Source organism: Rhizobium sp. Rhizsp42 (assembly GCF_047304155.1).
Taxonomy (GTDB): domain Bacteria; phylum Pseudomonadota; class Alphaproteobacteria; order Rhizobiales; family Rhizobiaceae; genus Rhizobium.
In genome coordinates this window covers 162,214-182,693 of sequence record NZ_JBGLYS010000006.1, presented here as the reverse complement: position 1 = coordinate 182,693, position 20,480 = coordinate 162,214, and the positions used below count along the sequence as shown (strand labels likewise).

Below are 20,480 nucleotides of genomic sequence, written 5' to 3'. Positions count from 1 at the left end.
TACCTCAAGCGTTACCGGTGGCGGCGCGCACCAGCGTTTCCGGCGTCAGGTCCTTGCGCTCGAATAGGCCGGCCGACAGGCCTTCCTTCATGACAAGCACCCGATCGGACATTCCGATGATCTCCGGCAGTTCTGAAGAGATCATGATGATGGAGAGGCCCTCGGCGGCGAGCTCGCTGATGAAGCCATGCACCGCCGCCTTCGAGCCGATATCGATGCCCTTGGTCGGTTCGTCGAGAATGATGACCTTGGGCATTGTCGCCAGCCACTTGCCGATCACCACCTTCTGCTGGTTGCCACCCGACAGCGTTCCGACTGGAACCGAAAGCGCCGCGGCGCGCAGATCGAGCCGCTCGGCATATTTGCGCGCCAACGCGAACTCATTGGCTGCCTTCAGGAAGCCCTTGCGCGAGGTGCGTCCGAGCGATGGCAGCGTCATGTTCTGGTAGATCGGCATGGGCAACGCCAGGCCGTGGCGGCCGCGTTCTTCCGGCACGTAGACGATGCCCGCCCTGATGGCGTCGAGCGGCGAATTAATGCTGATCTCCCGGCCATCAAGCGTGAGCTTGCCCGATAGCGGCTTGGTGATGCCGAACAGGGACTGACAGAGCTCGGAGCGGCCGGCGCCGATCAGGCCGTAAATGCCGAGAATTTCGCCCTTGCGCAGCGTCAGCGAGATATCGCGGAACTCGGTCTGGTGGCAGTATTTCTCGACCTGTAGCACCGGTCCGCCGATCGCGACGTCGATCTTCGGGAACGCGTTCTCGACATCGCGGCCGACCATCATGCGGACGATCTCGTCCTGTGGTGTGGCTTTCAGATTGCCGTGGCCGACAGCGCGGCCGTCGCGGAAGACCGCGAAATTGTCGGCGATCTCATAGAGTTCGTCGAACTTGTGGCTGATGAAGAGGATCGCCTTGCCCTGAGCCTTCAGGCCTTCGACGATGCGGAAGAGATCGTCGATCTCCTTGCGCGACAGGGCGGCGGTCGGCTCGTCCATGATGACGATGCGGGCCTCGATCGACAGCGCGCGCGAGATCGCCACGAGATGGCGTTGCGCGATCGAGAGGTCCTTCAGTCGGATCGTCGGATCGATATTGCTTTCAAGCGAGGTGAGCAGCGCCTTGGCGCGGCTGTTCATCAGCTTCCAGTCGATGGTACGGAAACGCGTGCGCGGCGCATGGCCTAGGAATATGTTTTCGGCAACCGTCAGCTCGTCGAAGAGTACGGTTTCCTGATGGATCGCGGTGACGCCGGCATCTATCGCGGCCTGCGCATTGGCAAACGTCGTCGGCTTGCCGTCGACGAGGATTTCCCCTTCGTTCGGGCGGTAGATGCCGGTGAGGATCTTGACGAGGGTCGACTTGCCGGCGCCGTTTTCGCCGATCAGCGCGGTGACCTTGCCGGGGTAGAGCGCGATGCTGACGTTATCGAGCGCCTTCACGCCAGGGAATATCTGCGAGATGCCGCGCATCTCGAGAATTGCGGGTACGTCGTTTGTCGCGACGCTTGCAACAGGGTGTTGAAGGGCGTTGTTCATCAGCGCTTACCAGTGTTCATTGGGAAGGGCCCGGCGGCAGTGCCGCCGGGTTTTGTCTGTCCGCGAAAGGCTTAGAAAACCTTCGAGAACTGGTCGATGTTCGACGCGTTGTAGATGAACGGGTCGGCCATTGCGGCTTCGCCCTTGTCGTCTACCTTGATTTTGCCCATGCGGCCGGCTTCGATTTCGGTGCCCGGTGCGCCAGTCGCGTCACCCTTTACGAGGTGATAGGCGATCTGCGTTGCGGAGTAGCCGAGGTCGATCGGGTTCCAGATCGCGAATTCCTTCGTAGCACCTGACTTGATCGCACCGGCCATTTCGGACGGCAGGCCGAGACCTGTCACGTAGACCTTGCCGACGAGACCCTTGTCTTCGACGACCTTGGAAGCGGCCAGAACGCCGACCGTCGTCGGAGCGACGATGACCTTGACATCAGGGTTGGACTTCAGGAGGCCTTCGGCTTCGCGGTAGGACTTGTCGGAGAGGTCGTCACCGTAAACGGTGGTGACGAGGTTCATGCCGGCGAAGTCCTTGAGCTGCTTCTTCATCTCACCGATCCAGATGTTCTGGTTCGTGGACGTCGTGGTTGCAGACAGGATCGCGAAGTCACCCTTGCCACCTTCCAGATGATCCTTGACGAGCGTCAGGCACATCTTGCCGATCAGTTCGTTGGACGACGGGTTCAGCTGCAGGATACGGCCGTCCTTGTTGACGCCGGAATCCCAGGAGATGACCTTGATGCCGCGCTGCTTGGCCTTCTTGAGGGCCGGGATGACAGCGTCGGGATCGTTGGCGGAGATAGCGATGGCGTCGACGCCCTGCGCGATCAGCGAGTTGATGACTTCGATCTGGCCTTCGGCCGTCGTCGAGGTCGGGCCGGTGTAGATGACTTCCACGCCGCCGAGTTCCTTGGCTGCTTCCTGGGCGCCCTTGTTGGCGGCTTCAAAGAAGCCGTTGCCGAGCGACTTGACCACGAGGCCAATCTTGATGTCCTTGGCGCTTGCAGCACCTGCCATCAATGCGACGGCAAAGGCGACGCCCACCGCCAGTGTCTTTGCGAGTTTCATGCTTTCTTCCTCCCACGTTGATTGACTTGACTACATCCTGCCGGCGCCGTTCAGGCGACCGACGAGGAATCCTCCCTTGCCTGCGAGACCATGCTCGCAACGACGAGCTTGACGCCCGCATCCTCGATCATCCGCACCGCCTCATCGGACACGCCCTCGTCCGTGATCACCGTCGTGACGCGATCGAGCCCGCACAGAATGAGGCTCGAGCGGCGATGGAACTTGCTGGAATCGACCATGACGATCAACTCGTCGGCCTGATGCATCAGCTTCTGCTCGCTCTGGATGATCTGCGCATCCGCTTCCATGATGCCGAGCGGCCCGACGCCCTGCGCACCGATGAAGAAGCGCCGCGCATAGAAATTGCGGATCGCGTCATTGTCGAAGGGCGACAGGATCAGGCTCTGCTCGCGATAGATCACGCCACCCGGAACCGTCACCGTGTTCTTCGAATGCTTGACCAGATGCTCGGCGATCGCGAACGAATTGGTCATCACCTGCATGCGATGCGCCGCCATGAAATGCACCATCTGGAAGGTGGTCGTTCCACCATTGATGATGATGGCGTCGCCAGGATCGCAGAGATCGACGGCTGCGCGCGCAATTGCGCGTTTTTTATCGGAATTGACTGATTCTGAAACCCTGAAAGGCCGACCGGCGAGATTGCCGAGCTGCGGCGGATGCACCGCTTCCGCCCCGCCACGCACGCGCCGGATCTTTCCCTGCACGTGAAGCGCTGCGATATCACGCCGGATCGTCGCCTCGGAAGCCTCGGTCAGCTCGGAAATATCCTGAACCGTCACGACCGACTTTTCCTGTACGGCGCTCAATATGATGCGATGGCGTTCGCGTTCGTGCATGGGTTCCTCCTGCATCGTTTATTTCGCAGTTGTGACTATGTGTCAATCACAAACGATCATATTTTTCCATATTGCGTTGCAACATAATCGTTTTTGATCGTTTTCGATTGACAACGGCGCTTTTGATGAGCGATACCGTCACCGCAAAGGGCGTATTACTCATTTTCGCGTCCTGAAGAATTCTACATGGGAGGATGACATGGCGGCAACCGTCCGGCTTCTGGATAACCGTTGGGATGACTCGTACGCTGCAGGCCTGGATGAGCCTGGAAAGCTGCTCTATCGCTCGAACCTGCTGGGCGCCGACAAGCGCATCACCAACTATGGCGGCGGCAACACCTCTGCCAAGGTCATGGAAACCGACCCGCTGACCGGCGAAAAGGTTAAGGTTCTCTGGGTCAAGGGTTCGGGCGGTGACGTCGGCACCATCAAGCTCGACGGTTTCGCCACCCTCTACCAGGACAAGCTGGATTCGCTGAAGGGCATCTACAAGGGCGTCGAAGACGAAGACCGCATGGTCGGCTTCCTTCCGCATTGCACGTATAACCTCAACAGCCGCGCCGCTTCGATCGACACGCCGCTGCATGGTTTCGTACCCTTCACGCATGTCGACCACATGCACCCCGATGCGATCATCGCGATCGCTGCTTCGAAGAACTCCAAGGAGTTGACCCAGCAGATCTTCGGCGCTGACATCGGCTGGCTGCCCTGGCGCCGCCCGGGCTTCCAGCTAGGCCTCGATCTCGAAGCCTTCGTCAAGGCAAACCCAAATTCGAAGGGCGTCGTGCTCGAAAGCCATGGCCTCTTCACCTGGGCCAACGATGCCAAGGCCTGCTACGAACTGACACTCGAGATCATCAACAAGGCGATCGTCTGGTTCGCCGAGAAGACCGAAGGCAAGACGATCTTCGGTGGTGCGGCCACCGAAAGCCTGGCCGGCGAACAGCGCCGCGCCATCGCCGCCCGCCTCATGCCCGAAATTCGCGGTCGCATCGGCAAGTCGGAACGCAAGCTTGGCCATTTCGATGACCAGGACGCCGTTCTCGAATTCGTCAACTCGAAGAACTTGGCACCGCTCGGCGCCCTCGGCACCAGCTGCCCCGACCACTTCCTGCGCACCAAGATCCGCCCCCTGATCATCGATTTCGACCCGGCAAAGCCGGATGTGGATGCGATCGTTGCCGGCCTCGACAAGGCGCTGGAAGACTACCGCGCCGACTACGCGCGCTATTACAACGACTGCAAGCATGACAATTCGCCCGCCATGCGCGATGCGAACCCGGTCATCTTCCTCGTTCCCGGCGTCGGCATGCTGTCCTTTGCCCGCGACAAGGCAACGGCGCGTATCGCCAGCGAGTTCTACGTCAACGCCATCAACGTCATGCGCGGCGCGTCGACCGTTTCAGAATATCAGGGTCTGCCTGAGCAGGAAGCCTTCGACATCGAATACTGGCTGCTCGAAGAAGCCAAGCTTCAGCGCATGCCGAAGCCGAAGAGCCTGGCCGGCAAGGTTGCCTTCGTCACTGGCGGTGCGGGCGGCATCGGCCGCGCGACGGCGGCCCGCCTGATCGGCGAAGGTGCCTGCGTGGTTCTGGCCGATATCGACCAGGAAGCGCTCGACAGCACGAAGGCCGATTTCGCCAAGCAGTTCGGCGCCGATGCCGTTCGCGGCGTCAAGCTCGATGTGACCAAGGAAGACGGCGTGATCTCGTCCTTCGCTGAAGCCTGCGTCGAGTTCGGCGGCGTCGATATCCTCGTCTCGAACGCCGGCATTGCCTCGTCCGCGCCGATCGAAAGCACCGAGCTTTCGATGTGGAACAAGAACATCGATATATTGGCGACCGGCTACTTCCTGGTTTCGCGCGAAGCCTTCCGCCTGTTCCGCAAGCAGAATCTCGGCGGCAACGTCGTGTTCGTGGCCTCCAAGAACGGCCTGGCATCGTCTCCGAACGCGGCCGCCTATTGCACGGCCAAGGCCGCCGAGATCCATCTCGCACGTTGCCTGGCGCTGGAAGGCGCGGAAGCCGGCATTCGTGTCAACACCGTCAACCCAGATGCGGTCCTGCGCGGATCGAAGATCTGGAATGGCGAGTGGCGCGAGCAGCGTGCGGCCTCGTCGAAGATCGAGATCAACGAGCTGGAGGAGCACTACCGCAAGCGTTCCATGCTGAAGCTCAACGTCTTCCCTGAAGACATCGCCGAAGCAATCTACTTCCTGGCGTCCGATCTCTCGGCAAAATCCACCGGCAACATCATCAATGTCGATGCCGGCAACGCGCAGAGCTTCCCGCGCTGATCGCTACCGCCGGAGGATCACCCATACCGCATGGATGATCCCCGGCACGTAGCCGCACAGCGTCAGCAGTATGTTTAGCCAGAACTGCAGGCCGATACCGACCTGCAGGAACACGCCGACAGGTGGCAGGATGATCGCGAAAAGAATGCGTATGATGTCCAAGGTCGCCTCGTTATTGATTTAGCTATTTCACGCATCGAAACGCGGACAGGAGCCGTTTGGTTCGATGCGAAGAGGGAGGAACTGATGGCCGAGACCAAAATCGCGCAGGATGTGATTGCGCAGGAAAACGACAAGCGCGCATCTGCGCTCAAATCCGATTACGAAGCGCTGGGCGCCAATCTTTCCCGCCGTGGAATTGATATTGAAGCGATCACGCGCCGCGTCTCCGAATTCTTCGTCGCCGTTCCATCCTGGGGCGTTGGCACCGGCGGCACGCGCTTTGCCCGCTTCCCCGGCACCGGCGAGCCGCGCGGGATCTTCGACAAGCTCGACGATTGCTCCGTCATCAACGAGCTCACCCGCGCCACGCCGAACGTCTCGCTCCACATTCCGTGGGACAAGACCGACGTCAAGGAACTGAAGGCGAAGGGCGACCAGCTCGGCCTCGGTTTCGACGCGATGAACTCCAACACCTTCTCCGACGCGCCCGGCCAGGCCCATTCCTACAAGTATGGTTCACTCAGCCACACCGACGCGGCAACCCGCGCGCAGGCCGTCGAGCACAACATCGAATGCATCGAGATCGGCAAGGCGATCGGCTCCAAGGCGCTGACCGTCTGGGTCGGCGACGGTTCCAACTTCCCGGGCCAGAGCAACTTCACCCGCTCCTTCGAACGCTACCTCGCCTCGATGGCCGACATCTACAAGGCGCTGCCCGACGACTGGAAGCTGTTCTCCGAACACAAGATGTACGAGCCGGCCTTCTACTCGACGGTCGTGCAGGACTGGGGCACGAACTACCTGATCGCCCAGACGCTCGGTCCGAAGGCGCATTGCCTTGTCGACCTCGGCCACCATGCGCCGAACACCAATATCGAGATGATCGTCGCCCGTCTGATCCAGTTCGGCAAGCTCGGCGGCTTCCACTTCAACGACTCGAAGTATGGCGACGACGACCTCGACGCCGGCTCGATCGAGCCCTACCGCCTGTTCCTCGTCTTCAACGAGCTGGTCGAGGCCGAGCAGCGCGGCGTCAACGACTTCAACCCGGCCCACATGATCGACCAGTCGCACAATGTGACCGATCCGATCGAAAGCCTGATCAACAGCGCCAACGAAATCCGCCGCGCCTACGCGCAGGCGCTGATCGTCGACCGCAAGGCGCTGGCAGGCTTCCAGGACGAGAACGATGCGTTGATGGCGACGGAGACGCTGAAGCGCGGTTATCGCACAGATGTCGAGCCGATCCTTGCCGAAGCCCGTCGTCGCGCCGGCGGCGCTATCGATCCGGTTGCCACCTATCGCGCCAGCGGCTACCGCAAGAAGGTTGCCGCGGAGCGCCCGGCGTCCGTGGGCGGCAGCGGCGGCATCATCTGAGGTCGAAGGCTTGCTCGAGCCGCCGCGACAATCGCGGCGGCTCGATTTTTATTGATCAGACTGCTCCGCGCGTCTCTACATAGAGCGCGTAGACCGAATGGCTGGAAGCCATGTAGAGGCGGTTCTTCTTCGGCCCGCCGAAGACGAGGTTCGGGCAACGTTCCGGCAGCTTGATGAAGCCGATCGGCTTGCCGGCCTTGTTGAAAATCTTCACGCCGTTGAGATCTTCCGGCTTGGCGCCGGCCGCACCCGAAGAGCCCCATCCGCACCACAAGTTGCCGTCGACATCGACCTTGAAGCCGTCGAGGCCGCCATTGTCGTCGGCGGTGATCAGCGCCTTCTTGTTGGAAAGCGAGAAACCGTCCTTGGCGACGTCGTAGGACCAGACGATGCGATAGGGCTGTGCACGGCCTTCCACGATATAGAGCTTCTTCTCGTCTTCCGAGAAGGCGATGCCGTTCGGACCCTTCAGCTCGTCGGTGACGAGGCTGAGCTTCCCATCCGGCGAGATGCGATAGACCGAGTGCGGCAGTTCCGGCTCGGCCTTGTCGCCTTCCCATTCACCGGCAATGCCGAAGGTCGGGTCGGTGAACCAGATCGAACCGTCCGACTTGCAGACGATGTCGTTCGGCGAGTTGAGCTTCTTGCCCTTGTAATTATCGGCTAGGACCGTGATCGAGCCGTCATATTCGGTGCGGGTGACGCGGCGCGTCAGGTGCTCGCACGACAAAAGCCGGCCTTGCATGTCGCGCGCATGACCGTTCGAATAGTTCGAATTCGGGTTGAAGACACTCCAGGTCTCGTTGGTCTCGTCGTATTTCATGACCCGGTTGTTCGGCACGTCGCTGACGAGAAGATAGCGACCATCGCCGAACCAGACAGGGCCTTCCAGCCAGCGTGCGCCGGTGGCGACCTGTTCCAGCGAAGAGCTGGCGACGCGATATTTGGCAAAGCTAGGGTCGAGAACCTGAATGGCCGGATCCGGATAGATCGGCGATGGGGTGAAGCCGATCGACTGTGCGGCTGCGACCTTCGGCAGAACGGCGCCCGCCAGCGCGGCTCCGGACATGGCAATGACGTTGCGGCGTGTGTAAACCACTAAGCATCCTCAATATGATTTGTGTCAAAAGGACCCACGGGCTCGCGGGCTGCGATCAAAATTGTGACCGCGCGCTCATGTATGTTGACCTATACGTGTGCCGCAATGACACTTTTAGGTCATTCAGCCAACTGGTTAATCAGCCGTGACCAGAACACCGTCGATAACATGACGGAAAATTAGACAGCATAAATATATGCTTATGCTTTCACACCGACATGCTTTGACAAAACGCATCTCTACTGTCGATTCTATTCGCTTGGCTTGGCAAGGTCAGATTTCTTTAATGATAAGCGCCTAGGTTGAAGCCACAATATCGTGGATGTCTCCCCGATGTTTTGCGCATGATGCGTTGTCTCACCGTTTTCTGATGTCATTTTTTCTTGCGATCGAGGTCCCCTCGACCGCAGGCGGCCCGATGCCATTTCACCACGATTTCCAAGGTGCCTCATGTTGAAAAACCTGAAGATAAAAACCAAATTCCTTATGGCTATTGCCATGCTCGGCCTCGTTTCCATGGCAGGCTTGCTGTACCTCACCGACAAGTTCAGCGCGGCCAATCAGCAGTATACCGGCTTCCTTCAGAACGAGAGCCAAGCGGCGACCTTCAGCGCCCGCGCGGCAGCAGGCATCTGGACATCCACGACATGGCTGAGCCGCGCTGTCGCGCAGCAGCCCGGTTCCCCCGCTTTCGACAATATCTCCAAGCGTTTTGCCACGGAATTCGACGGCGCGCGCAAGCGCCTCGCGCAGGTGTCTGAGCTGGTCCCCAGCCGCAAAAGCGCGATCGACGAACTGCTTACCGGCGCCGATGGCCTGAAGTCGCTCGGCGATCAGCTTCTTGCTGCGCATGCCGCCGGAAACGCGGAGCAGACGCAACAGCTTTCCACAAAGCTCGATGATACGATCATTGGCCTGTCGCCCAAGTTCGGCGCCAACAACAAGGCAATGGCAGATCTGCTGGAACAGGGAGGCAGCCAGCTCTCGGCTTCCGTTTCCTCTACCATCTCCTACACCCTTGTCGGCATTACGTTTGGCGTTATCGCGGCAATCGCCTTTGCCATGGTCATCGCCCAGAAGGGTGTGACGACGCCGATGGCGAAGCTTCGCGAACGCATGGAAACGCTTGCCTCCGGCGAGACCGGCAAAGAGGTTGACGGTCTCGATCGACGCGACGAGATCGGCCAGATGGCTGCAGCGGTTGCCGTGTTCCGGACCAATGCGATCGACCGCATGCGCATCGAGCAGCAGGCGGAAGCCACCCGCTCGATGAGCGAGAGCGAACGCCTTGAGCGCGAAGCGGAGAAGGCCAATGAGGCGGCCAACCTGCAGCGAGCAGTCAAAGCTCTGGGCGGCGCGCTCGGCAATCTCGCCGATGGCGATCTGAATTGCCGCATCGACACGCCGTTCACCGGTGACCTCGATACGCTTCGCCAGGACTTCAACGCCGCGATCTCCAAGCTCAATAACGCGCTCCAGGCGGTTGGCGCCAATGCGAGCGCCATCAGTGCAGGGTCGAGCCAGATCCGCGCCTCCGCCGACGACCTTTCCAAGCGTACCGAGCAGCAGGCAGCCTCCGTTGAGGAAACCGCTGCGGCACTCGAGCAGATCACGACGACGGTCAAGGATGCAGCAGGGCGCGCAAGCGACGCCAGCCAGCTTGTCGCCAAGACGCGTGAAGCAGCCGAACGCTCCGGCGAAGTCGTGCGCAACGCCGTGACCGCGATGCACCTGATCGAGCAGTCCTCGAACGAGATCAGCAACATCATCGGCGTGATCGACGATATCGCGTTCCAGACCAACCTTCTCGCCCTCAATGCCGGCGTGGAAGCCGCGCGTGCCGGTGAGGCAGGCAAGGGCTTCGCGGTCGTCGCTCAGGAAGTCCGTGAACTGGCACAGCGTTCGGCGCGCGCCGCCAAGGAGATCAAGGCGCTGATCACCGCCTCGGGTTCGCAGGTCGAGTCCGGCGTGGAACTGGTCGGCGAAGCCGGTAAGGCTCTCGATGCGATCGTCGCCGAAGTGCAGGAGATCAACCGACATGTTCACGCGATCGCCGAAGCGTCGCGCGAGCAGTCACTCGGCCTGCAGGAGATCAACACGGCCGTGAACACCATGGACGAAGGCACCCAGAAAAATGCCGCCATGGTCGAGGAAACGACCGCGGCCAGCCACAGCCTCGCGCATGAAGCCATGGCGCTGTCTCAGCTCATGGCGCAGTTCAAGCTGGACGGGGGCGCCGTTGCGAACCAGGGACGCCCGAGTTTTGCCAAGCCTGCGGCGACGACCGCCAGCCACGGCCCCGTCGCCTCGCCTGCACGGCAGCTTGGCCAGAAGTTGACCAACGCGTTTCGCGGAAACGCCGCGCTCAAGCAAGAGCCGGAATGGTCTGAATTCTGACCTGTATCGCTTAGAGAACGGAGCCCGAAAGGCTCCGTTTTTTTATGCAGACGCACCGCGCGATCGCCGGCATCAGCGTGGATCGCCAAAAACAAAAAAGCCGCCGCCAATGTGGCGACGGCTTTCGGGGGGCAGGGAAGCCCAAGGCGTTAGCAATAGCTGCAGATCGCGGCCGGATTGCTCTTGATGACGTCGATGAATTTCTTGACCGGGTTGGAACGCTGTTCGCGCTTTACCGCCGCCGTCTCCAGGAGCCGCTTGAAATCTTCAAGCTTCACGCCATCGGCGCGCATCACCATGGCGATCAGGGGGTCGCGAAGGGCTTCGGATATCGTCAGGTCGTCTCTGGTCTTTCTCATGGCTCAGTCCTCCTTTCGTGGGCGGTCGCCCGTGTTCCACTTCGGCCGCGCTGCCCTCTCGGCAATTGACTTCCGCGAAAAGTGGTGTTACCGGTAAGTAACAATGCATTTGTTACCGATCGGTCACATGGATGTCAAGGACATTGTCCGCAGAAAAATCAAAAACTTCGACAGCTCTTCTGCCTGCAGGCGCCGATGAAAAGATCCCTCCCCGGGAACGTATCGTCTCGACCGCGGCGGAGCTTTTTCGTGAGCACGGGATCCGTGGCATCGGTGTCGATGCCATTGCCGAAGGTGCTCTCACCAACAAGATGACGCTCTACCGCCACTTCGGATCGAAGGACGAGCTGGTGTGCGAAACGCTGCGCCGCGCTTCCGAGAAGGCCGAGGCAATCTGGCGCGAGCTGGAAGCCACGCACCCGGATGATGCGCGCGCCCAGCTGCTTGCCTGGATCGAGCTCAGGACACAGAGCCTTTGCGGCGATCAAGTCGGCTGCGATCTGGCAAACGCCGCGATCGAGCTCAAGGGCGAAGGACACCCGGCCTATAGCGTCATCGAACGCCATAAGGCTGAGCAGCGCGACAGGCTCGAGGCGCTCTGTCTCGCCGCCGGCGCGCGTGAACCGCAGCTGCTGGCAGACACGCTGACCCTGCTCCTCGAAGGCGCCCGCGTCACCCGTCAGTCGATGGGCAAGGACAACTGTTGCGGCCACTTCTCCAAGGCATGCAACGCCGCTGTTGCGGCGTTTGCCTGACCGCTGGTCTCTAAGCTTGGAACTTTCGTGAGGGCAACTCGTTTTCAACCAGATGTGGAAACACGGTTGAGCGAGAAGATGAACTACATTTATCTCCATCGCCTGTATGCCAAACGGGCGGAGCTTGAAGCCAAGCTTGAACTCTACGATGCGCGCGATTGCTTCGGGGACGAGGATGTCAACGACGGCACTGATCGTGAGTTGCGCTTGAGGATCGAGGAAATCTCGGCGGAGATTGATACGCTCGAACATTCCCGCGTAGGATAGCGCCCGCTAGCTGATGGCATCAAGCAGTTCGATCGTGCGAAGGTCGAACGATCCGTCGTAAAATTGGTCTATAACCCGGTGGAAAGGTGATCCGTGGTCGCTGACCGCCGCGAAGAGCGTCATTGACGATCGGAGCTTGTGGTCATCCGGCGAGCCGAAGATTTCATGCGCGGACTTCCCATCGATCGATAACACCGCGTCGACGCAGCGCAACAGGCGGGCGCCAAGAATGGGATCGGCGAGATAAGCCGACGCCTCGCCGGCCGAGCGGATCGCATATTTCTCGGCCATTGGCGACGTGCCGAGACCGGCCATCTGCGGAAAGATGAACCACATCCAGTGCGAGCGCTTGCGGCCATTCCTGAGCTCCGCAAGCGCGCGATCGTAAATACCATTTTGAGCGTCGATAAAGCGATCGAGATCGTAGTCGATATCACCGGACATGATGCCCTCCCCCGACTAGAACTATGTCACGATCGCCGTTTCTCCAGTTTAAGCCGGAAGAACTCAGGACAAGTCCTCAGCAGGACTTGTCGGGATACGGGCTATGTTCCCGGCAATAATCCAGCGACGGGCCAGAATCCGAGATCGCCCCGACGGGCGCGAGATCGACAGCCGATGCCGTCGAGGTGTTCATATGCGCGACATACCCCGCAGCGCCAAGAACCAGCAGGGCTCCAACGATCATAAACCGCTCCGACACCGATGGTCGGCTGGTTGCCTTGATGTGTTCCACGTATTCGCGCTCGCCCATACCGTCCAACTCTTCGTCCGTTGCATGATGATGGACCGTGTCGCCGCGAGGGGCGCTCCAGCTGTCTACATCTCTCATTGTCTTGCTCCTGAAATCCGCGCGAGGTGCCTACAACATCCCTCGACCCGTGGCGTCTTTCGCGCATTCCCCATATGTGGTGGCAACCGCCACGGTTGAAGGCCGGATACGCAAACTCAGTGTTCATAAAATCGAACCAATCGGTTTGATCTGGCTTCAAGGGCTTGGCACTTCGAGGAAATTCGGCTTAGGTCGGGTATTCATCCAGACCACGGACACTGACATGACGAAATCATTTGGGGCGATGTCGATCGCGCAACTTTCCGTTCTCATCCAGAATGGCGCCGCCGATCCGGTCGAGGTTACCGAGGCGGTGCTTGAAGGTATCGAGGCGCATCCAGATCAGTCGATTTTCACCGAACTGCTGGCCGAGCGCGCGCTTGAAGAGGCCAAGGCGTCCTCGACGCGGCTGAAGGCCGGCCGGTCGCGTGGGTTGCTTGAGGGCATTCCCGTGGCCTGGAAGGACCTGTTCGACATCAAGGGGCGCGCGACGACGGCCGGCTCGAAGGTGCTGCGGGACGCCCCCGTCGCAGAAGACGACGCCGCTGTCGTGACCGCGCTTGCCCAGGCCGGCATGATCGCCGTTGGCTGCACCAACATGAGCGAATTCGCCTTCTCGGGCCTCGGCATCAACCCACATTACGGCACGCCGCACAATCCGCGCGGCAAGGATGAGCCACGTATTCCCGGCGGCTCCTCCTCGGGCGCCGGCGCCGCCGTTGCCGCAGGCCTCGTTCCGGTCGCGATCGGCACCGACACGGGCGGATCGGTCCGCATCCCCGCCGCCTTCAATGGCATCGTCGGCTACAAGGCAACACGCGGGCGCTACCCTATGGGCGGAGTCTTTCCGCTGGCGAAAAGCCTGGATTCGCTAGGCCCCCTTTGCCGCACCGTTCAGGACGCGATCTGGGTCGACGCGGCCATGCGCGGCCTGACCGCCGCGCCCACCATCACCCCGAGCTCGCTTCGGCAGCTGGATGTGATCATTCCAGATAATGTCGTGTTCGATGGCGCCGAGGCCGGCGTCGTCGCTGCCTTCGAGCAAGGCGTGGAGTGGCTGATCGCGGAAGGTGCTTCCGTCACCCGCGTGAACATCCCGGCCTTCGACGAGATTCTCGCCCTCATGGGCAAATACGGAAGCCTGGTGACCGCGGAGGCCTTCGCGCTTCATCGCGAACGTCTCGCCGGGCCGGAGGCGGATCAAATGGACCACCGTGTCGTGCAGCGCACCCGCCTTGGCCAGACGATCACGATGCCTGACTACATCGCCATTGTCGAAGCGCGCGAGCGGCTGATCGCGGAGGTCAACCGAATGGTCGGCGATAGCCTCATTGCCTACCCGTCCGTCGCCCATGTCGCGCCGCCGATCGCCGCGCTGGAGGCAAACGACGATCTTTTTTTCGCGACCAATGGCAAGACCTTGCGCAACACCATGCTCGGCAACTTCCTCGACTGGTGTGGTGTGTCGATCCCTTGCGGGACCGGCGACGCGGATATGCCGGTCGGCCTGCTGCTTTCGGCAACCGCCGGCCGCGACGAGGCGCTGCTTGCCGCCAGCCTTTCAGCGGAAGCTGTGATCACGGGAGATTCCGTTTGAAATTCCAAGGCGTTGCTGCCTAGATAGGGCGGGAACGAGGAGGAGGAATGGAATGATCGAGGATATCGAGAACGGACGGTTCGCCGTCTCCACATGGTCGCTGCACCGCGCACTGGGCGCGGTCTATCCCTATAGCCCCGATCCGGCCAAGAGCGCGGCGCCACAAGAGTCTTACGGCCCCGGCAGCGTCGAGCTGATCGACGTTCCGCGCCAGCTTGCCGATCGCGGTATCTATCGGCTGGAGATCTGCTCCTTCCATCTGCCGAGCCTCGACGCGGACTATCTGCGCCGGCTGCGCGCAGCCCTCGATCAGTCCGGCGTCCTGCTTCAGACCTTGCTGGTCGAGGATGGCGACCCGAGCAACCCCGAGACGGCCGAGCGCGATATCCGCTGGATCGCCGGCTGGATCGAGATCGCGACGGCACTTGGCGCGAGAAACATGCGCGTCATCGCGGGAAAGCAGCAGCCGAGCGACCAGAACCTCGCCCGTTCATCGGGACATCTCTCATGGCTGGCGGAGCAGGCAGAGGAGAGCGGTATCCGTGTCGTCACCGAAAACTGGTTCGATCTCCTGCCGTCGCCGCGAGAAATGAACTGGCTGCTTGACGATCTCGCCGGCAAGGTCGGCCTCAACGGCGATCTCGGCAATTGGTCAGCGCCAAACAAATATGCCGGCCTTTCAGATATCATGCGCCGCGCCGAGATCTGCCACGCCAAGGCAAACTATACCGCATCCGGCATGGACACCGAGGACTACGGCAAGTGCCTGGAAGCCTGCCGACAGGCGGGATATGCCGGTCCCTACACGCTGATCTACGATTCGCCGTTCTTCCCCGACGAATGGGACGGCATCCTTCTTCAGAAGGCCTTTATCGAGCAATTCCATCAAGATGAGCAGCGCGCCACGGGCTGAGCTGCGGAAGGAGACTGGCATGCCTGGTTCAACTGCGATCAACGACTTTTCGAAACGCCTCAGGTCTGGCGAAAGCGGTGGTCTGATTTCGGCCTGGATCGGCATACCCGATCCGCTCTTCGTCAATCACCTCTCGCAGGAAGCTTTTGATGCCGTCGTGCTCGATATGCAGCATGGCGTCTGGGACATGGTGTCGGCCGCCAATGGCATTGGGCAGGGCAGGCTGGCCGGCAAGCCGGTGATGGCGCGTATTCCCGTCGGCGATTTCTCGACGGCCTCGCGGCTGCTCGATGCCGGCGCGTCCGGAATTATCGCGCCGATGATCAATTCGGTTGCGGATGCACATGCCCTAGTCAAGGCGACCAAGTATCCGCCGCTCGGCGAGCGCAGCTGGGGACCGACGCTGGCGATGAACCATACCGGCCTTTCCGCCACGACCTATCTGGCGACGGCGAACATGGAGACCGTCGCGATCGCCATGATCGAGACCCGGGCAGCGCTCGATGCCGCCGATGACATTCTCGGCGTTGACGGCATCGACGGCGTCTTCATCGGCCCATCGGACCTTTCCATCGCGCTCTCGAACGGCGCCAAGCTGGCGCCCGACACGGCGGAAATGGATGTGGTGCTGAAGCAGCTGCTCGACCGTTGCCGCGCGCATGGCAAGTTCGCCTGCATCTTCGGCAGCAACGGCGAGCGCGCCGGGCAACTGCTGAAGATGGGCTTCGATCTCGTTATCGCCGGCGCGGACACACAACAGCTTCGTGCCGGCGCCGCGAACGCCATCGCCACGGCTCGCAAAGGCTAGGCCGGCTGAGTTACTTCTTCTGTGCCAGCCAGATGACGTGGCGCGCGCCGCCGCGTTTTCCGTTGGCGCGCGAATTGACGGCCTCGACGGCAAAGCCACTGTCACGCACGCGGCGCGTGAAGCTGGCGTCGGGGCCGGATGACCAGACGGCCAGCACGCCACCGGGACGCAGGGCTTCGCGCGCGGCCTTCAGCCCGGCGAAGTCGTAGAGCCCATCGTTCGATTGACGTGTCAGTCCATCCGGCCCGTTATCGACATCAAGCAGAATAGCGTCGAATTTTGCCCGGCTCGAACGAATGAGTTCGGACACATCTCCCTGATGAATGTCGACGCGCGGGTCATCGAGGCATCCCTTGAAGACTTCCGCCATCGGCCCCCTCGCCCAGTTGACGACGGCGGGCACTAGTTCGGCGACGACGACGCTAGCGTCCTTGGGCACGACGGCGAGCGCGGCGCGCAGCGTGAAGCCCATGCCGAGACCGCCGATCAGAATGCTCGGACGCGGCCGGCCCTTGAGCTTGTCATAGGAGAGCGTCGCGAGCGCCTCTTCGGAACCGGAGAGACGGCTATTCATCAGCTCGTTCGATCCGAGCATGATCGAGAATTCGCTGCCGCGCTGCTTCAGGCGCAGTTCGCCGGCTTCGCCGGGAATTTGAGCGGAATCGAGCTGTATCCAGGGCAGCATGTCTTAGGCCTCGCGTTGAGCCGCCCCACTAGCACAAAAGATCGTGCCGATGAAACGCAAACACGAGGCTGCAAGCCAGGCACCTGATCAGATCACTGTCCGTTGATGCAGGCCGGATTGGTGGACTTGCGGTTGGCCGCATTGCGCTGATTGGGCGGGCAGCGTGTCCACTGGACCGGGGCGGTGTCTGCGGTGCTTCCCGTCTCAAGCGAATCGAGGGGAATGGAGAGGCCGCTAGACTGTTCGTCCTGCGGACCGGTTCCAAGCGGTGCGGAACCGTCAAACCGGCCGCTGCTGTCCATGCCCATGTTCATCTGCGCGAATGCACTGCCGGCGAAGCCCATGATGACGATTGAGGTAACTGCGAGAAGCTTGCGCATGCTGGAAACTCCTTCACGTTTGAATACCATGGAGAAATAGCGCGCGGCCGGTAATGTTCCAACCGCGTGCTAATACCTATTTCGCGCGAGCTCAGCGCGCCGCCCAGTTGGCGCCCCGGCGCAAGATGGTGCGCATTTCCGGCACGGAAAACTCCTTGGCCTGATGGCCGAGCGAGGAATAGAAGACGCGTCCCTTTCCGTATTTCCGCTTCCAGGCAACCGGCATCACCACGCCATCGATCCAATAGGCGTGGTCGCCGGTAAAGGTCGTCGTCGCCAGCACCTCGTTCGAGGGGTCGACATGCATGTAATATTGCTCCGACGTATAGTCGAAATCGGAAATGCCTTCCATGACCGGATCGTCAGGCCGGGTGATATTGACCTTGTAGTCGATGATATTGCCGGGATGCGCGACCCACTGGCCGCCGACGATGAACTGGTATTCCACGCATTCGCGGAAGCTGTCGCCGGCACCGCCATGATAGCCGGCCAGACCGACACCGCCTTCGATCGCCGCCGCAAGGTTCTTGATCTCTTCCTTCTCGATCTTAGACATGGTCACGATCGGCACGACCAGCGAAAGGTCGTGCACGGAAGGGTCGGCGAACGCCTCGGTTGTATGCTCGACATAGACCTTGAAGCCGTCCTCCTCGAGTATGTCCTTGACGATGGCGGCGCATTCCTGCGGCTCGTGGCCGCTCCATCCGCCCCAAACGATCAGTGCTTCACGCATTAAACTTCCTCCTCAATAATTACTTGCCCAGACGTCCGTCGACGAGGGATTCCGAGATCGGCGCCGGCCTCTCCGTCTGCGTTGATATCGCCACGGTGCGGCCGGTGTCCGATGCGGTCTGGAACGCTTCCATGACCTCCAGCACGTGCAGCGCCAGGCTGCCGTTCGCGCGATGCGGCCGGTTCTGACGGATCGCATAGGCGAGATCGGCGACACCGATCGATCGGTAGTTTCCATCGGCATAGGGTGCGGTCAGCGGCTGGCTCTCGAACGAGCCGCCCTTTCGCAGCAACTCCACCTCACCGCCGAAGTGATTGGGATCGGGCACGATCAACGTTCCCTCGGTCCCGTAGACTTCAAGCGGTACGTGCTTGTGGCCCGCGACGTCGAAGCTCATGCCGATCTGCACCACGGCACCGTTGGCAAAGGCCATCAGGCCGGACACATGGGTCGGCACATGTACGGGCATATGCTCGCCGTTTCGGGGCTCGCTGGTGATCACGCGTTCCTTGCGCGGCGTCACCGCGAAGCCCGCCACCTGCGCCACAGGTCCGAACAGATTGACGAGATCGGTGATGTAATACGGCCCCATATCCAGCATCGGCCCGCCGCCAACCTCGTAGTAGAAGGCGGGATTGGGGTGCCAGCGCTCGTGGCCGGGGCACATGAAGGTGGCCGTGCCACCCACCGGCTGGCCGATCACGCCCTGATCGATCAACGCCCGCGCCGTCTGGTGGCCGGCGCCGAGGAAGGTGTCGGGTGCCGCACCGATGCGCAGGCCCTTCGCCTTGGCGGCTTCGGCCAGCTGCTTGCCTTCGGCGAAGTTGATCCCAAGCGGCTTTTCCGAATAGGTGTGTTTGCCGGCGGCAAGCGCCTGCAGACCGACGGCCACGTGCGCCTTGGGAATGGTCAGATTGACGATGATCTCGATCGAGGGATCGGCGAAGAGTTCGTCGACGCTTCTGGCCGGCACGTTGAACTCGGCCGCCTTTGCCTGCGCGAGCTCGCTGTTGAGATCCGCCACGCCCCTGATGTCGAGAATGGGGAAAGACGCCATGGCCTTCAGGTACGCGCCCGATATGTTGCCGCATCCGATGATGCCTATGCCGACTTTATCCATGATTTCCTCCCATAGATTTTGGTTCTGAAAGCGTCAGAGCGCCGGGCCCGTGGTGTTCCACGGCGACTCGTAAAGTTCGTAAAGGGCGACGGCCGCAGCCCCCTGTGCCCAGAAGTCATCGCTGGAATCGTCGAAGACGAGTTCCGCGACGCCCCTGAGCGATGGTGGGATGGCCAGCGCGTAGGCATTTCGAAGGCTCTCTAGGAAAGGTTCGCCAAGCGCCAGGCTGGAGCCCACGAGGATCACGCGCGGCGGCGCGAAGATGGTCACGATATTGGCAACCGCGACGCCGACGGCCTCCCCCGCCCGGATCGCCGCGCTGATCAGCGCGTTGTCTTCTGCCTTGATCAAGGCCTGCGCATGCGCCATGCCGCGCCCGAGCCGGATCGCCTCGGCAAATCGCCCACCCGCCGGCTGCTCGCCCAGAATTTCGCTTTCGCCCGCCTGGCTCGACAGCCGCACGATACCCCGCGGTCCCATGCCAAGCACTAGATCGCCGAGATTATGGCTGAGGCCGCCGGCGCCGCGAAACAGCTGGTTACCATGGAGCACGCCGAGCCCCAGTGTCTGCTCCAGCGAGATCAGCACCATGTCTTCCAGATCGCGCGCCTTGCCGAACCAGTGATGCGCCAGCGTGATGGCATGCGCGTCGCTTTCGACGATCGTCGACGTGTTCAGCCGCGCGGTCATCTCGGCGGCGAAATCGACATTGACGTCCCGAAAAATCGGGCTGCTGCGGATGTGGCCTGTCCGATGCTCTATGACACCCGGCAGGCTGAGGCAGACGGTATCGACATCCTCAAGCGACAGGCCGGCGTCGACGACGCAGCGCCGCACGCCATCCTCGACCAGATCGGCGATGACCGCGATCGGCTGGCGATCGATCCGGATCGGCAGGGTGAGATTCGAGAGCACATCGCCGCGAAAATCGGTGACGACGAAGACCATGCGGCTGGCCGCGATCTTGGCGCCCACGACACGCGCCGCATCCGGATTGAGCTCCAGCATGACGCGTGGCCGGCCTCTTGCAGCTTCGTTGCGAATATCGCCTTCGTGGCGCGGCAGGATCAGCCCATCATCCAGCAGCGAGGCGGTGATGGCCGACACCGTGGTGGTCGACAGCTGCGTGCGCTCGCTGATCTCGACGCGCGCGATCGGCCCATGGCGGCGAACCGTGTCGAGCACGTTCAGGCGATTGATCGCGCGCATCAATTCCGGGTCTGCGGTCTTCAT

Annotated in this window: 21 protein-coding genes; 8 read left to right on the top strand and 13 right to left on the bottom strand. The window is 61.3% G+C overall.

What is annotated here, in order from left to right:
* Positions 1-4: 4 nt before the first annotated feature.
* The 3 genes from ACCD05_RS09010 to ACCD05_RS09000 form a co-directional block, all read right to left on the bottom strand.
* Complete coding sequence (locus tag ACCD05_RS09010) at positions 5-1,540, bottom strand: sugar ABC transporter ATP-binding protein (RefSeq protein WP_047505027.1); 1,536 nt, start codon at positions 1,538-1,540, stop codon at positions 5-7.
* A gap of 71 nt (positions 1,541-1,611) precedes the next feature.
* Positions 1,612-2,607, bottom strand: coding sequence for a rhamnose ABC transporter substrate-binding protein (rhaS, locus tag ACCD05_RS09005; protein WP_111560873.1), 996 nt, complete (start codon positions 2,605-2,607; stop codon positions 1,612-1,614).
* A 50-nt stretch (positions 2,608-2,657) separates the two neighbouring features.
* Positions 2,658-3,467 (bottom strand): DeoR/GlpR family DNA-binding transcription regulator, encoded by an 810-nt coding sequence (locus tag ACCD05_RS09000; RefSeq protein ID WP_018896531.1) that lies wholly within the window; start codon positions 3,465-3,467, stop codon positions 2,658-2,660.
* Positions 3,468-3,666: 199 nt separating this feature from the next.
* On the opposite strand from ACCD05_RS09000, the gene ACCD05_RS08995 reads away from it, so the two are divergent.
* On the top strand, positions 3,667-5,763 hold the full coding sequence (locus ACCD05_RS08995) for a bifunctional rhamnulose-1-phosphate aldolase/short-chain dehydrogenase (RefSeq protein WP_112949970.1): 2,097 nt from the start codon (positions 3,667-3,669) through the stop codon (positions 5,761-5,763).
* Positions 5,764-5,766: 3 nt separating this feature from the next.
* On the opposite strand, the gene ACCD05_RS08990 is transcribed toward ACCD05_RS08995, so the two are convergent.
* On the bottom strand, positions 5,767-5,925 hold the full coding sequence (locus tag ACCD05_RS08990) for a YqaE/Pmp3 family membrane protein (protein ID WP_018896533.1): 159 nt from the start codon (positions 5,923-5,925) through the stop codon (positions 5,767-5,769).
* A gap of 84 nt (positions 5,926-6,009) precedes the next feature.
* On the opposite strand from ACCD05_RS08990, the gene rhaI reads away from it, so the two are divergent.
* Complete coding sequence (rhaI, locus tag ACCD05_RS08985) at positions 6,010-7,302, top strand: L-rhamnose catabolism isomerase (protein WP_112949971.1); 1,293 nt, start codon at positions 6,010-6,012, stop codon at positions 7,300-7,302.
* 55 nt (positions 7,303-7,357) lie between these two features.
* Here the strand turns inward: rhaI and ACCD05_RS08980 are convergent, their stop codons facing one another.
* A complete protein-coding gene (locus tag ACCD05_RS08980) occupies positions 7,358-8,401 on the bottom strand; it encodes an SMP-30/gluconolactonase/LRE family protein (RefSeq protein ID WP_112949972.1) in 1,044 nt (347 codons plus the stop codon).
* A 450-nt stretch (positions 8,402-8,851) separates the two neighbouring features.
* Here ACCD05_RS08980 and ACCD05_RS08975 point away from each other — a divergent pair, with 450 nt between their 5' ends.
* The gene (locus ACCD05_RS08975) at positions 8,852-10,798 is read left to right on the top strand and encodes a methyl-accepting chemotaxis protein (RefSeq protein WP_112949973.1); all 1,947 of its coding nucleotides are present in this window, start codon (positions 8,852-8,854) and stop codon (positions 10,796-10,798) included.
* 149 nt (positions 10,799-10,947) lie between these two features.
* Here the strand turns inward: ACCD05_RS08975 and ACCD05_RS08970 are convergent, their stop codons facing one another.
* Positions 10,948-11,157 (bottom strand): hypothetical protein, encoded by a 210-nt coding sequence (locus tag ACCD05_RS08970; RefSeq protein WP_112435412.1) that lies wholly within the window; start codon positions 11,155-11,157, stop codon positions 10,948-10,950.
* A 131-nt stretch (positions 11,158-11,288) separates the two neighbouring features.
* On the opposite strand from ACCD05_RS08970, the gene ACCD05_RS08965 reads away from it, so the two are divergent.
* The gene (locus ACCD05_RS08965; RefSeq protein ID WP_112435411.1) at positions 11,289-11,912 is read left to right on the top strand and encodes a TetR/AcrR family transcriptional regulator; all 624 of its coding nucleotides are present in this window, start codon (positions 11,289-11,291) and stop codon (positions 11,910-11,912) included.
* 78 nt (positions 11,913-11,990) lie between these two features.
* Complete coding sequence (locus ACCD05_RS08960) at positions 11,991-12,179, top strand: hypothetical protein (protein WP_112435442.1); 189 nt, start codon at positions 11,991-11,993, stop codon at positions 12,177-12,179.
* A gap of 6 nt (positions 12,180-12,185) precedes the next feature.
* On the opposite strand, the gene ACCD05_RS08955 is transcribed toward ACCD05_RS08960, so the two are convergent.
* Entirely contained in the window at positions 12,186-12,623 is a 438-nt protein-coding gene (locus ACCD05_RS08955) for a DUF1810 domain-containing protein (RefSeq protein WP_112435410.1), read from the bottom strand.
* 76 nt (positions 12,624-12,699) lie between these two features.
* Entirely contained in the window at positions 12,700-13,011 is a 312-nt protein-coding gene (locus tag ACCD05_RS08950; protein WP_018896541.1) for a hypothetical protein, read from the bottom strand.
* A gap of 223 nt (positions 13,012-13,234) precedes the next feature.
* On the opposite strand from ACCD05_RS08950, the gene ACCD05_RS08945 reads away from it, so the two are divergent.
* The 3 genes from ACCD05_RS08945 to ACCD05_RS08935 are packed head-to-tail and all read left to right on the top strand — an operon-like array spanning position 13,235 to position 16,329.
* Positions 13,235-14,608 (top strand): amidase, encoded by a 1,374-nt coding sequence (locus ACCD05_RS08945; RefSeq protein WP_112435409.1) that lies wholly within the window; start codon positions 13,235-13,237, stop codon positions 14,606-14,608.
* 52 nt (positions 14,609-14,660) lie between these two features.
* A complete protein-coding gene (locus tag ACCD05_RS08940; protein WP_413392097.1) occupies positions 14,661-15,521 on the top strand; it encodes a sugar phosphate isomerase/epimerase family protein in 861 nt (286 codons plus the stop codon).
* Positions 15,522-15,540: 19 nt separating this feature from the next.
* Positions 15,541-16,329 (top strand): aldolase/citrate lyase family protein, encoded by a 789-nt coding sequence (locus ACCD05_RS08935; protein ID WP_112949975.1) that lies wholly within the window; start codon positions 15,541-15,543, stop codon positions 16,327-16,329.
* A gap of 10 nt (positions 16,330-16,339) precedes the next feature.
* On the opposite strand, the gene ACCD05_RS08930 is transcribed toward ACCD05_RS08935, so the two are convergent.
* From ACCD05_RS08930 to ACCD05_RS08910, 5 genes are all read right to left on the bottom strand, one after another.
* Positions 16,340-17,014, bottom strand: a complete 675-nt coding sequence (locus tag ACCD05_RS08930) for a spermidine synthase (protein ID WP_413392096.1) — start codon at positions 17,012-17,014, stop codon at positions 16,340-16,342.
* A gap of 92 nt (positions 17,015-17,106) precedes the next feature.
* A complete protein-coding gene (locus ACCD05_RS08925; RefSeq protein ID WP_413392095.1) occupies positions 17,107-17,394 on the bottom strand; it encodes a hypothetical protein in 288 nt (95 codons plus the stop codon).
* A gap of 91 nt (positions 17,395-17,485) precedes the next feature.
* Complete coding sequence (locus ACCD05_RS08920) at positions 17,486-18,127, bottom strand: ThuA domain-containing protein (protein WP_413392094.1); 642 nt, start codon at positions 18,125-18,127, stop codon at positions 17,486-17,488.
* Between the two features lie 19 nt (positions 18,128-18,146).
* Positions 18,147-19,247, bottom strand: coding sequence for a Gfo/Idh/MocA family protein (locus tag ACCD05_RS08915; RefSeq protein WP_413392093.1), 1,101 nt, complete (start codon positions 19,245-19,247; stop codon positions 18,147-18,149).
* 33 nt (positions 19,248-19,280) lie between these two features.
* On the bottom strand, positions 19,281-20,480 hold the full coding sequence (locus ACCD05_RS08910) for an ROK family protein (protein WP_209235713.1): 1,200 nt from the start codon (positions 20,478-20,480) through the stop codon (positions 19,281-19,283).